The 13,376-nt window shown below is 58.9% G+C and carries 11 protein-coding genes, 2 tRNA genes and 1 pseudogene; 11 read left to right on the forward strand and 3 right to left on the reverse strand.

Annotated features, from left to right (window positions below; all coding sequences use genetic code 11):
• The first annotated feature begins 425 nt into the window (after window positions 1–425).
• A tRNA-Pro gene (locus HRF49_08150) sits at window positions 426–499 on the forward strand.
• A gap of 25 nt (window positions 500–524) precedes the next feature.
• Here HRF49_08150 and lysA read toward each other — a convergent pair.
• A complete protein-coding gene (gene lysA, locus HRF49_08155) occupies window positions 525–1,874 on the reverse strand; it encodes a diaminopimelate decarboxylase (GenBank protein MEP0814621.1) in 1,350 nt (449 codons plus the stop codon).
• Window positions 1,875–2,004: 130 nt separating this feature from the next.
• Window positions 2,005–2,550 (reverse strand): hypothetical protein, encoded by a 546-nt coding sequence (locus HRF49_08160; protein ID MEP0814622.1) that lies wholly within the window; start codon window positions 2,548–2,550, stop codon window positions 2,005–2,007.
• Window positions 2,551–2,659: 109 nt separating this feature from the next.
• Between HRF49_08160 and HRF49_08165 the strand changes: the two genes are divergently transcribed.
• The 9 genes and pseudogenes from HRF49_08165 (at window position 2,660) to HRF49_08205 (ending at window position 9,730) form a co-directional block, all read left to right on the forward strand.
• Window positions 2,660–2,731, forward strand: a tRNA-Gly gene (locus HRF49_08165).
• Between the two features lie 72 nt (window positions 2,732–2,803).
• On the forward strand, window positions 2,804–4,822 hold the full coding sequence (locus HRF49_08170; GenBank protein ID MEP0814623.1) for a S9 family peptidase: 2,019 nt from the start codon (window positions 2,804–2,806) through the stop codon (window positions 4,820–4,822).
• Between the two features lie 108 nt (window positions 4,823–4,930).
• Window positions 4,931–5,491 carry a translation initiation factor IF-3 gene (locus HRF49_08175; protein MEP0814624.1) on the forward strand — a complete coding sequence of 187 codons (561 nt, stop codon included), beginning with the start codon at window positions 4,931–4,933 and terminating at the stop codon, window positions 5,489–5,491.
• The gene (gene rpmI, locus HRF49_08180; protein MEP0814625.1) at window positions 5,448–5,648 is read left to right on the forward strand and encodes a 50S ribosomal protein L35; all 201 of its coding nucleotides are present in this window, start codon (window positions 5,448–5,450) and stop codon (window positions 5,646–5,648) included. Before HRF49_08175 ends, rpmI begins: the two co-directional genes overlap by 44 nt.
• Before the next feature lie 4 nt (window positions 5,649–5,652).
• A complete protein-coding gene (gene rplT / locus HRF49_08185) occupies window positions 5,653–6,012 on the forward strand; it encodes a 50S ribosomal protein L20 (protein ID MEP0814626.1) in 360 nt (119 codons plus the stop codon).
• 9 nt (window positions 6,013–6,021) lie between these two features.
• Window positions 6,022–7,050, forward strand: coding sequence for a phenylalanine--tRNA ligase subunit alpha (gene pheS / locus HRF49_08190; GenBank protein MEP0814627.1), 1,029 nt, complete (start codon window positions 6,022–6,024; stop codon window positions 7,048–7,050).
• A gap of 244 nt (window positions 7,051–7,294) precedes the next feature.
• Window positions 7,295–7,759 carry a cytochrome c nitrite reductase small subunit gene (gene nrfH, locus HRF49_08195; GenBank protein MEP0814628.1) on the forward strand — a complete coding sequence of 155 codons (465 nt, stop codon included), beginning with the start codon at window positions 7,295–7,297 and terminating at the stop codon, window positions 7,757–7,759.
• A gap of 13 nt (window positions 7,760–7,772) precedes the next feature.
• Entirely contained in the window at window positions 7,773–9,227 is a 1,455-nt protein-coding gene (locus HRF49_08200) for an ammonia-forming cytochrome c nitrite reductase subunit c552 (GenBank protein ID MEP0814629.1), read from the forward strand.
• Window positions 9,228–9,451: 224 nt separating this feature from the next.
• Window positions 9,452–9,730: pseudogene (locus HRF49_08205) on the forward strand (hypothetical protein).
• A 1,388-nt stretch (window positions 9,731–11,118) separates the two neighbouring features.
• Here HRF49_08205 and HRF49_08210 read toward each other — a convergent pair.
• A complete protein-coding gene (locus tag HRF49_08210; protein MEP0814630.1) occupies window positions 11,119–12,051 on the reverse strand; it encodes a hypothetical protein in 933 nt (310 codons plus the stop codon).
• A gap of 267 nt (window positions 12,052–12,318) precedes the next feature.
• Here HRF49_08210 and pyk point away from each other — a divergent pair.
• Window positions 12,319–13,376, forward strand: a 1,058-nt coding sequence (gene pyk / locus HRF49_08215; protein ID MEP0814631.1) for a pyruvate kinase, incomplete at its 3' end; no start/stop codon positions are given.

A 13,376-nucleotide genomic window follows, 5' to 3' on the forward strand; every position in this document is an offset into this window, starting at 1 on the left:
GCATCTTTGCGCGATAAATCTTCCGCATCGGGGATTCCCAAATTTCGCGCGATTTCGACGGGAGACGAGGCGGGCGGAGCCGCATCCGGGGACGGCGAGGCCGCGGGCCTGCCGCCCGACCTGCCGCAGGATAAAACCGCCAGGGAAAGGAGCAAAACGAAAACGAATGAGTACGCAGAACCCCGACGGCAAGCGAGAGCCGACATGAACGATGAAACCATTTTATATACCTCCAGCTTGAAAGGTCAACGCTGGGCGGAACTACCGGTCGAATAAATTGTACCCCCGGGTTTTGGATTTCGCAACGTCGGCCGGAAATCGTTGGCGCAGCCGCGGCCAGATACGGCCGGAGGATTCAATTGCGGGTATCATTCAATCGCCTTTGCGCGGCGGGCGGCTCTGTGATTGAATCCCGTCCCCGCCGTCGGGCGGCGGCCAGCCCGGTTGGAGCGCAGCGTTCGGGACGCTGAGGTCGGGAGTTCAAATCTCCCCCGCCCGATTTTTCCATTCCTTATAGCCTCGGCCTACGCGCCCGCGGCTTTTTTCAGCCACTCCGGTATCTCGTCCAATTCCACGATGTCGGCGGGCGTCTCGCGCCTCGCAAGCAACGCGACGCCGTTCGCGCCCGCCAGCACCACCGCAGGACGCGGCACGCGGTTGTAGTTGCTGGCCATGCTGTACGTGTACGCGCCGGTCGAAAGCATCGCCAGGATGTCGCCCGGAAGGGGCTCGGGCAGCGGCGCGTCCGTCGCCAGCATGTCGCCCGACTCGCAGCACTTTCCGGATATCGACCACGCGCCCGTCGCCTGCTCGTTCGCCCGCTCCGCAAGCATCACATGGTGGCGGGCGCCGTAAAGAGCATGGCGCGGGTTGTCCGTCATCCCGCCGTCCACGCTCGCGTAGTTGCGCACCCCCGGTATCTTCTTCACGCTTTCGACCGTGTACAGCGTTATCCCCGCCTCGCCCACTATCGAGCGCCCCGGCTCGTCGCACAGCACGGGCAGCGGCACGCCGTACTCTTCCGCGTCTTCCTTAATCGTGCGCACAAGCCGCTCCAGATGATCCGTCACCCGCGGCGGCGCGTCGTCCGGCATGTACTTGATTCCAAGCCCCCCCCCCATGTTTATCTCGTCCAGCGGCGCGCCGAGCGAGTTCCTGCAGAACGCGTAGAACTCCATCATCAGCCGCGCCGCCACGCTGAATATCTCGTACTCGAAAATCTGCGACCCTATATGGCAGTGTATTCCGACGAACTCCAGGCCCGGTATTTCCATCACCCGCCGCGCCGCCTCCTCCGCCGCGCCGCCCTCCAGGTTGAACCCGAATTTCGAGTCCACCTGGCCCGTCTGCACGTACTTGTGCGTGTGCGGCTTGACGCCGGGTGTCACCCGGATGAACACTTTCTGACTGCGCCCCGTCTTCGCGGTCATCTCCGCCAGCCGGTCTATCTCCGCCAGATTGTCAATGACGATGCGTCCTACGCCGTACTCCAGCGCGAGCGAAAGCTCTTCCAGCGTCTTTGCATTGCCATGCAGCAGCACCATTTCCGGCGGGAACCCCGCGGCCATCGCCGTGTGCAGCTCGCCCGCCGACACCACGTCCAGCCCCAGCCCTTCCTGCTGGATCAGCCTGCAGAATCCCGTCGTCAAAAACGCCTTCGACGCGTAGTACACCCGCGACCGGGGATAAATCTCGATGCGCTCGCGGTACTCCCGGCAGCGCCGGCGTATCACGTCCTCCAGCATCACGATCAGCGGCGAGCCGAACTCGTCAATAAGCGAGCGCGCCGTGCGCCCGGCAAGGAGCAGCTTCCCGTCAGGCGAAATCACCGCCGCGCCGTCGGCGATGTGAAACTTGTTTTGCAATGGTTCCAAAGCAATCCCCAAAAATCAATACGGCCGGTCTTAATGCGTTCATGCGCCGCGGGAACGGCCGCATTGCGTTATATACCCCGCGCGCGCCGGACATGTGTTGAGGATGTGGATAACTTTTCCGATATTCGATTTAGCGGCTCACAACTGCTTGCAGTCCTATCGCCGCGCCTGACTCGATGTAGATTTCGAGCATCGCGGTGAATAGCCTTTTGATGAAATCCCTATCCATTGCGGGAGGAGCTTCGTAGGCCACTTGCGGCCAGAATCTTTTGGCTTCGAGAAGGATATTCCAGTGGCTATCCTCGATAGACAGCAGCATCCGAGCGATCTTAATTTTTCGCTCCATTTGATCGATCCCCAGGGCAGAAAGCAACCGGTCCAAAATTGGGCGGCTGCGGTTGGCATCTAAAAGGGCGTTTACGGCCTGCCTTGCTATTACATAGATGCGCCAGCAACGGGCATCTTGTGCGATTTCGTCAAGCACTGAAAAAGTCCTGATGTAAAAGCCCTCCTCCAGAATCCGGTACCTGTTCAACACGTTTTGTCCTTCTTCCGGCGATGCGCCTCCCGTGTCGAAATGGCGCGTAACTTCCGTTTGGTCGGCGTAGTCCCGGATGTAAGATAGCAGACCTTTGCCCGCATCCAGGTACGATTGCATTCCATGCTTTGAAAGCATGAGAAAATTATATCCAAATTGCCGTTTGGCAATGAGGGGTATTCGCGATGTTGCAGCCGCCTTTTCCATTTGCTATAATCCGCCTCCCCGAAGCGGCCAGCCGCGCCGGGCGGAAGTAGTTCAGTGGTAGAACACAACCTTGCCAAGGTTGGGGTCGCGGGTTCGAATCCCGTCTTCCGCTCTTTTCCCCCCCTCTGTGCTATCCTTTCCGCGCCCCGGACGACGGGGCGAATCGCGTTTTGAGGTGGCTCGAATGAAGCTTGTGGGGACCGATGACCTTTACGAAATCGTGCAAATCGCAGGATTCGCCCTGTCACGGGACGGAGCACGCGCCGCGTTCGCGCAGAACGGCTCGCTTAAAAACAACAAGCGCTACCAGCACATTTACGTCGGCGCGGCCGGGAAGGCGCCGCGCCAGTTCACGCGGGGCGATGTGTCCGACGGAGCGCCGAAATTCTCGATTGACGGCCGCGAAATTTATTTCATATCGAAGCGCGGAGGCGACAAGAGCCAGCTCTATGCGATGCCCGTGGACGGCGGCGAGCCGCGCCGGCTGACCGATTACGCAGGCAACGTCGCGGCGTTTTATCCCGCGCCGGACGGCCGGCATGCCATCGTTCAGATGGTTCCGCAGGACGCGGAAGCGAAGGCGAGGGAGGAAAAAAAGAAACGCGGCGAGCCCGGATGGGAGCAGCCCGTCAAGCGCGTCATAAGCCGGCTTCTGTACAAGATGGACGGCATGGGATATTACCCGGAGTCGCGCGGCGAGCTTCATTACATTTCGCTTAAATCGGGAAAAGGCAAAAGGATTCTCGACGGAAAATATTCGATAGGGAGCGTCGTTTTTTCCCCGGACGGAAGGTTCATTTATTTCGATTCCAACAGAAGCAAAGATCCCGATCTCGAATGGCGGCGGATTGAAATATACCGGATGCCCGTCTCCGGACGGGGGGGGCCGCGCAAAATTGATACGTTCGACGGGCCGAAGTTCGCGCTGTCCATAAGCCCGGACGGAAAGTGGCTGGCGTACGCTGGGGAGGAGGGAATAGACGTTCCGTGGGGCACGAACGGAATCTATCTTTACAAGACGCCGACGGCCGGGGGCAAAACCGTCTGTCTAACCAAATCGCTCGACCGAGTGCCGCTTAACATGTCGGTCAACGACACGTTCGGAGTAGGCGAAAACTGCGATTACGTCTGGTCGCCCGACGGAGCGCACGTTTACTTCAATCTGTCCACGAACGGATGCACCCACCTTTACCGCGTCGCGACGGACGGTAAATCGGCGCCGGAACCAGTCATCGAGGGGGAGGGGGTGCTTCTCGGTTTCGGAATCGATTTCGCGAAGGGTATCATCCACTATGTCTGGTCGGACAATTACGATCCGTGCAGCTATTTCACCGCAAAAATCCCGGCTGCCGGAGAATCCAGCGACGGCGCATCGGGCAAGCGCGTTTATTTCCCGAACAGGAATTATCTCGGCTCTCGAAAATTGGGCAAGGTGGAAAGTTTCTGGTTCAAAGGCAAGGGAGGCAGGCTGCAGGGGTGGATTCTTTATCCGCCGGATTTCAATCCCGGAAAAAAATATCCGGCCATTTTGGAGGTGCACGGCGGGCCGAAGCTGCAGTACGCGAACGCCTTCTTTCACGAGTTCCAGTATCTCGCCGCACAGGGATACATCGTGCTGTTTTCGAATCCACGGGGTGGGCAGGGTTACGGGAAAAAGCACGTCGCGGCGATCAACGGAGCGTGGGGCACGCACGATTTCGACGACGTGATGAGCTTCGCCGACCACTGCGTCCGCAGGTACAAGTTCATAGACGCCAAGCGCCTCGGCATCACCGGCGGCAGCTACGGCGGTTACATGACCTGCTGGGCGGTCGGCCACACAGACCGATTCCGCGCCGCGGTCACCCAGCGCTGCGTGTCCAACTTCATAAGCTTCTTCGGCTCAAGCGACGTCGGATTCCATTTCAAGCAGGACTTCGGCGGCGCGACGCCATGGGAAGGTCTTAAGAAGTACGCCAAGCAAAGCCCTGTCTTTTACGCGAAGAATTTCAAGACGCCGTGCCTGGTCATCCACAGCGAGAACGACCTGCGCTGCCCGATTGAGCAGGGCGAGCAGTTTTACGTGGCGCTTAAGCTGGCCGGCGTCCCGACGCAGATGATCCGGTTCCCCGAGGAATCGCACGGGATGTCACGGGGCGGGCGCACCGACCGCCGCATCGAGCGCCTCAAGGCGATAAGCGGCTGGTTCGATAAATACCTGTAGGCGGGTGGCGGAATTGCGTCCAAAAATGCTATCATTCTGCGGCTCCCGGCTTGACACGGGCGCCGGCTGTCGTTAAAATCCCCGGCCTTTGGCCGTTCCGGAGGAATTATCAGCAAGCAGAGGGTAAACCGGGAGATCCGGGCGCCGCAGGTCCGGGTCATTTCCGAGAGCGGCGAGCAGCTCGGCGTGATGAGCGTCGGGCAGGCGTTGGAACTTGCGCAGGGCAGGGAGATGGACCTCGTTGAGGTTGCTCCCAACGTGGACCCGCCCGTGTGCAAGCTGATGGACTTTGACAAGCTCAGGTACAAACAGAAAAAGCGGCAGAAGGAATCGCACCGCACGCAGCAGCTCAAAGAAATCACGGTGCGCCTGAAAATAGGCCAACACGACCTTGACACCAAGGTGAAGCACATAAAGCGCTTCCTTTCCGAGGGGCACAAGGTCAAGCTGAACGTCCACATGCGCGGGCGCGAGAAGGACTATGCCGGCACTCTGGGAGTGGCCATGCTCGACAAGGTGAGCGAGGATTTAAAAGAACTCGCGATAGTCGAGCGAAAGAGCACCGCGGTTATGGGCAACAGGATTCATCTCATCCTCGCGCCCGTGAAAACTGGAGATACGAAACATGCCAAAGATGAAAACGCACAAGGCGACCGCCAAGCGGGTTAAGGTGACCGGCTCGGGCAAACTCATGCGCAAGTACGCCCGCGAGCGGCACCTTTTGCGCAAGAAAACGAGCGCGCGCAAGCGCAGGCTGAGCGTGCCGGGCTCGTTCGCGCCCGCGGACACGGCGCGTATCCGTACACTTATCAGCCCGGGGTTGTAAGAAAATGGCACGTGTGAAAAGAAGCGTCGGCGGACGCAAAAAAAGAAGAAAGATAATAGCCCTCGCAAAGGGATTTCGCGGCGCGAGAGGCAATCTGTACAGAGCCGCACGCGAGGCCGTATGGCATTCGTGGCGCTACGCCTACGTCGGACGCAAGCGCCGCAAGCGCGACTTCCACCGGCTGTGGAATGCCCGCATCAACGCGGGCGCCCGGATGCGGGGGCTGTCCTACTCGCAGTTTATGCACGGTCTTAAGACGGCGGGCATCGGCCTCAACCGCAAAATGCTTTCCGAGCTTGCGATCCGCCGCCCAGAGATCTTCGACCAGATCGCGGCCGCGGCCAAATCCGGACTGGCGGGCTAGGAGCGTCCCGTGAGCAGCCTGGCCGACATCGAGTCCCGGGTTGCGGACGCCGTATCCCGGATTTCCAATGCTTCCGACGAGGTGTCGCTTCGCGCTATCCAGTCGGAGGCGCTTTCCGCCGCGGGATGGCTGTCGGATGCGATGAAGCGCATCAGGGAAGTCCCCGCCGACGAAAAGAAAGCATACGGTCAGGCAATCAACGCCGCGAAATCGCGAATCGAAAAAGCGTTCGAGTCGCGGCTGGCCGAAATAAAGTCGCTCGCATCCGCCGCGAAAGAATATCTCGACGTCACGCTCGAAAGCGCGCCCGCGCTTGCCGGACGGCTGCATCCCACGACGCAGGCGCTCAACAAAGTGTGCGGAATTTTCATCGCGATGGGGTTCGAAGTCGTGGACGGCCCGGAAATAGAGGACGAGTACCACAACTTCGACGCGCTCAACATTACGCCCGACCATCCCGCCCGCGACAACATGGATACGTTCTTTATCCACGGCGACGTGATACTTCGCACGCACACCAGCCCGGTGCAGATCCGCACGATGGAGCGCATCGAAAAAGGCGACGATTTGCTCATCCGCATCATCAGTCCAGGCGTCACCTACCGCCGCGACCGCGCCGACCGCACCCATACGCCCGTATTCAGCCAGGTAGAAGGTCTTATGGTGGGCCGCGGCATCAAATTCGCCCACATGGCCGGCATCCTGCGGGAGTTCGCCCGGCAGTTCTTCGGCCCGTCGGCGAATTTACGGCTGCGCCCCGACTTTTTCCCGTTCGTCGAGCCGGGCGCGGAGGCGGCGGTCACCTGTCCGATTTGCGGCGGCGGTGGCTGCCCCACTTGCAAACGCACGGGCTGGGTGGAGATCATGGGCTGCGGGATGGTGCATCCGGCGGTGCTTGACCGCCAGGGCATCCCGAGCGACAGCTACCAAGGCTTCGCATTCGGGATGGGCATAGAGCGCCTCACGCAGATGCTGTACCAGGTAGAGGACAGCCGCTGGTTCTTCGAAAACGACGTGCGGTTTCTAAGGCAGTTCTAGACCGCGCGAATCCCGCGAAAACGCCGCGTCAAGTCCCCCGAAAACCACGCGCGATCGCGGGGAGCGCGCGCAATGCCATACTCCGCGATAGTCCGCGTTAGTCGAGGCAATCCGCGCCGCGCGCGCGCAAGGTCTTGTAGTCCGCTTCACATTATCCGGTCGGGGCTTAGATTTAAAATCAGCGGTTAACCGAAAGGTTATTATTCGCGGCGCCCGGGACGGTTCGCCGGACGCCCGGTCAAATATGTTTGCATCGGCCAAATTCGGGGTTGCGGGGCTTGTGCTCTCCTGTCTTCTCGGCGTTTTCGCCGGGATGGGGAGCTACACGTTCTATTACGCGAAGGGCTACTCTTACCTTTCGAACGATCCCCGGGCGTGCGTCAACTGCCACATCATGCGCCCGCAGTACGAGGGCTGGCAGCACGCGAGCCACCACGCGGTCGCGGCGTGCAACGACTGCCACACGCCGCACGATTTAATCGGCAAGTACTACACCAAGGCGGAAAACGGCTACCACCATTCGAAAGCGTTCACGCTTCAGAACTTCCACGAGCCGATCAAGATTCGCGAGAAGAACGAGAGGATTTTGTTGCACAACTGCGTGCGCTGCCACGGCGAGTTCACGAGCGAGATACGCGAGCACGCCAAAGGCGGCGAGTTGAACTGCGTGCGCTGCCATGCCGACGTGGGGCACGGCCCGGTGCGCTAGTGAGGTGACCCAAATGAGCGGGAAAAACGGAAACGGAAGTGTTCGCGGCGGAGTGGCGCTGTGGATTTACGCGCTGACGATAGCGGTCGTCGCCGCCGGAACGGTGGGCGTGATGATGCTGCGCGAAAACATCGCCGAGCGCAAGGCCGAGGGGCGGCAGGTCGCGGTGCAGTTGGTCGAGCTGTCCGAGGACGTGATCGACCCTGCGGAGTGGGGCAAAAACTTCCCGCGCCAGTACGACAGCTACAAGCGCACGGTTGACATAGAGCGCACGAAGCACGGCGGGAGCGACGCGTTCCAGAAGCTCGACCAAGACCCGGTCTGGCGGGAGCTTTTCAAGGGCTACCCGTTCGGGGTGGACTACCGTGAGGAGCGCGGGCATGCTTATATGCTTCAAGATCAGGAGGAGACGAAGCGCGTCACCGAGTTCAAGCAGCCGGGGGCGTGCCTGCACTGCCACGCGTCGGTCATCCCGGCGTACGTTGCGAAGGGACGCGAAGCGGGCGTCTCGGATTCCGACAGGCTCGCCCAGGTTATGAAGGGATTCGAAGTCGTGTGCAAGATGCCTTACGCCGAGGCGCGCAAGCTTGTGGAGCATCCGGTCGCGTGCGTGGACTGCCACGACCCGGAGTCGATGGCGATCCGCGTGACTCGTCCGGGATTCCTGAATGGAATAAAGGAATTCGCAAAGTCGAGCGAGCCTGCCCCGCACCTGCAAAGCATCGAGCGCTGGCGCAGGGAAGGGCGCAAGGGCGAGTACGACCCGAACCTGCTTGCGTCCCGCCAGGAAATGCGCAGCATGGTCTGCGGGCAGTGCCACGTCGAATATTATTTCAAGGGCGAGGGCAAGCTACTGACCTACCCGTGGCACAACGGATTCAAAATGGACGACGCGGAAAAGTATTACGACGAGGTCGCCTGGAAGGACTGGACGCATCCCGACACCGGCGCGGAGCTTCTGAAGGCGCAGCATCCGGAATTCGAGACGTGGAGCCAGGGCATCCACGCCCGCAGCGGCGTGGCGTGCGCGGATTGCCACATGCCGTATATCCGCGAGGGGGCGGTCAAGGTCAGCGACCACCACGTTCGCTCGCCGCTGTTGAACATCGCCCACAGCTGCCAGGTTTGCCATCCGTATCCCGAGGACGAGATAAAGGCAAGGGTCGAGGGAATCCAGGACAAGACGGAGGGGCTTCTTGACCGCGGCGAGCAGGCGGTGCTTGCGCTGATAAACGCGATAAAGAGCGCCGAGGCCGCGGGGGTGCCGGAGGAAAACCTGGCGGAGGCGCGGGCGCTGCACCGCAAGGCCGAGTGGAGGCTGGACTGGGTGTCGGCGGAAAACTCGATGGGATTCCACGCTCCCGACGAAACTTCGCGCATCCTGGGCGAGGCGATAGATTACGCGAGGCAGGGGGAAGTTAGCGTACTCGAAGCAATGGCGATAAGAACTAATGCATCCAATAAGTAGCAAGGCAGGTCTAAGCTCGTCCTTCCGTGCATTCTGACGAATGTACCTCCTTGTACCTAACAAGGCTCCGAGTGATTTTTATTTTAGCAATTAGGTACTCATATACCTGTAATTATGATTGACATAACTGCAAATATGATATAATCCATCCTGGGGTGCGGGGACTGCCGAAGCTCGCACTAATTTATTGCTAATTCGATTTACGCCTTCCGAACGTTCCTGTTTTGCCGCCCGGTTCGGAATTACTTTTTTTGGTGAGGTGCAAATTGACCGGTTTATCCTTTGCTTTAAAATCCGTATTTGCAACCATTTTGTCATTCACGATTTTGTTTTCGGGATCGACAATAAATGGTCCAGCATTAGCTGGCGGCGATTTGCCTAAAGCGTTGAGCGAGCAAAGCAGGGCATGCGTTGAATGTCATACGACAATGTCACCGGCTCTTGTTATGCAATGGAGCGATTCTGCGCATTTCAGCAATGGAATTGGCTGCTTTGAATGTCACGCCGCAAAGCAGGGGGAACCGGACGCTTGGGAGCACATGGGGCATTTGATAAGCGTGCTCGTTACCCCGCTTGACTGTGCCAAATGCCACAAGCGCGAATTCGACGAATTCCGCGGAAGCCACCACGCAAAAGCAGGAGAGATCCTCGCGAGCTTGGACAACGTGCTTGCCGAAAAGGCTGCGGGTACTCCGGACAATAAAGCAGATGCAGTTAACGGATGCTGGCAATGCCACGGTTCGATAGTGAAATTCAAGCTTGACGATTCAGGCTCAATTCTGCGCGACGAATTTGAGGGCAGGCCGATAATTGATGCTGATACTTGGCCGAACAGCGGAATGGGCAGGCTTAATCCCGACGGAAGCAAGGGTTCTTGCCACGCATGTCACAGCAGGCATACTTTCGATGCTAAGCTAAGTCGCAGCCCGGAAAACTGCGGTAAATGCCATATGGGGCCCGACCATCCGCAAATCGAAATCTACAATGAGAGCAAGCATGGCATCGCGTTTTATGCAAATCGAGAGCAGATGGGGCTTGAAAGGGACGGCAGTTGGGTGCTCGGCAAGGATTATTCAGCGGCACCCACCTGCGCGACATGTCACACAAGCAGTTATATGACGCCTGATGGCGAAGTAGTAACAAACAGCCACGATGTCGGAGAGCGGATTAGTTGGACCCTTAGACCGGTAATCAGTACGAAATTGAACATGGTGGTTTACACCGACGGCTACAAGGAGGATTATCCTGAGGGTAAGGAGCTTCCTGTTGAGGGCAGCACGGTCGAAACGCAGGAAAAGGTCGTTGAAAATTTAGCACTCGTAACCAAAACTGTTCCTCGCACCGTCGAAAGAGTTGTAACTTGGGACGAACGGCGGAACAAGATGAAGGCTGTTTGTTTCAACTGTCACAGCAGCAGTTATGTGGACAATTTCTATGACCAGTTCGATGGTCTTGTAAATCTGTATAACGATAAATTCGCGAAGCCGGCGCAGAAATGGATGGATATGCTGAAGGCTGACGGAGTGATAAATCCCAATGCGCCGTTCGAATTGGAATTGCAATGGATTTATTACGAATTGTGGCATCATGAAGGCAGGCGCGCGCGTCACGGCGCAAGCATGATGGGGCCGGATTACACGCACTGGCACGGAATGTACGAAGTCAGTAAGCATTACTATACGGAATTTTTGCCCGCGGTGATCGAAGCTGCTGAAGCGAAAAACCACGCACTTGGCGATAAGTATCGCAAATTGATTTCCCAGCATTTATCCGAGCCGGAGCATCTATGGATAAACGGCCTTACGCCTGAAGAGGCTGAAATGCTTCGGAAAATGTATCAAGAGAGGTACGGCCCGAGCGGAGGATAGGGCTACAGCATCTTGATTCGCCGCTATTTGCTTTTAGCGTACCAGAACTCGTCCCGGCCGCCTTCGATGAATGTTAGCGGATCGGCGGTGCCGCGGATGGTGCGGCCGGCGGGTGCGAATTTGCCCCCTTGCACCGAAAACTCCCACTCGCCGTAAAGCTGGTCGTCGAGGAAAATCTTCAGCACGTAATCGCCGTCGGTTTTGAGCAGGTCGTTCGCGACGATCGCGTACGGGCGAGGCTCGGCGGTCGTCGCGATCGTGAAATCGTAATGCGTCCAGCCGGGCGAGAGGTTGACGCTTCTGTCCTGCGCCGAAAAAACGTACGCGCCGCCGTTTTTGTTGAATATCTTTATTTTCTGCTTGACGAGTTTATAGCCCGGGCCGGACGAGTTGCGCAGCCAGACCGTGAAAAACAGGTTGTTCGCCGGATCGGCGTCCGCGTAGCGGAAGTACGCCCAGTCCGCCCAGTCGCCGTTTATCCTGTAGAGCCCCGGCGTGAACGGGTCTGACGACGGCGTGGCGTCTATGGAAAACGGAAAGGAGAAAAACTTTCCAGCGGACGTGTAAAAGTCCATTACATAATCGCCCGAACGAAAGAAATCCATTGTCATCCCGTTCGCCGGAAGCGGGCCGAGCGCGGAGAGATTGTAGTGCGAGACATTCGAGTAAGGCGGGTTGCCGCGGAAGACGTAAAAGTCGAGCCGGTAAAGGTCGCCGCCGCTTGAATTGCGGACAATCGCCCACAGCTTCTGCGTTCCGCTGGACGTGAAAACATCGTCGGGCAGGAAAACAGCGTCGAAGGAATTGAGCATCAAGCTTCCGTTTTCGGAGTTGTAGTTGAACGCCTTGAGGAAGGTCGAGTATTTAATCCCCGGCGGATAATCGGCCGCGAAAGCGCTGCAAAAAAATTGCGCTGCGATAATTACGGCAAAAAGGATTGACAACTTTCGCTTCATTTAGTCGCTCCAATTACGAATTTAACAATATGGAAAACAGAGCTAATTCCTCTGGTATGAGTAATGCTCGATGCCGCCATGGGCGTGCGGATTATATCGAATTGCAGCGGGTATCTCCAGGCGTCAGGTTTTTGCCCGTATGCGCGGCCTTCGGCGCCCGATTCGCCGCGGATTCGCGGCGGTGCGCCCGGCAACCCGATAAACAAATTGAGTGAAAGCGCGGATTGTCCTGCGCTATAATCGCCCGCGGTAATCAAGGGGAAAGCGATGGATTCTGCCAAGCGAACGAAGGTTCTGGCCACTCTCGGCCCCGCTTCCGCATCCGAAGCCACGCTAACGCGTATGGTCGAGTCCGGGCTGAACGCGGTGCGGGTGAACACAAGCCACGCGGACGAGCGCACCGCAAGGGAATACGCCGCGCTCGTGCGCAAGGTGGAGGATGCAACAAAGCGCAAGCTTGCGCTCGTATTCGACCTGCAGGGGCCGAAGATCCGGCTGGACGGCGTAATCGAGGGCGGAATCGAAGTCGAGACGGGCGGGCGCCTCACAATCGCGACCGAGACGGCGGACGGCTCGCCCGCGCCGACTCCTTCCGCAGCTCCGGCGGTGGTCACGACCGAATACGCCCCGCTTGCCGTCGAGCTTGCGACCGGCGAGACGGTGCTTATCGGCGACGGCGAAGTGCGCCTGCTTGTGCTTGAAACCAGCGACGGCCGCGTCGAGTGTGAGGTTCTTGAAGGCGGGCGCATCAAACCGCGCAAGGGCATCACCCGCCCGGGGCGCAGCTTCAGCGCGGATTCGCTGCAGGACAGGGACTACGAGTTCATCAGACTCGGATGCGAACTTGCGGTGGATTATTTCGCGGTAAGCTTCGTTCGCCGGGCGAGCGACCTGGAGATGGCGCGCGGCGCGGTGCGCTCGTGCGGCAAGCAGATTCCGCTCATCGCAAAAATAGAGCAGCCCGAGGCGATAGACAACCTCGACGAGGTGATCGAGGCGTCCGACGGCGTGATGGTGGCGCGCGGCGACCTTGGGCTGTTCCTGCCCGTCGAGCAGGTGCCGCTGATCCAGAAGCGGATAATCGCGCGCTGCAACGAGTTCGCCCGGCCGGTGATAACGGCGACGCAGATGCTCGAAAGCATGATCGAAAACGACCATCCGACGCGGGCGGAAGTGAGCGACGTCGCGAACGCGATCCTGGACGGGACGGACGCGGTGATGCTTTCCGAGGAAACCGCGACGGGCGCATGGCCGGTCGAGGTGATCGAAATGATGAGCCGGATCGCGCGGGCGACCGAGGAGAGCGTTCCGGAGTACAGCGAGCA

It is taken from the genome of bacterium (assembly GCA_039961635.1).
GTDB lineage: Bacteria > 4484-113 > 4484-113 > JAGGVC01 > JAGGVC01 > JABRWB01.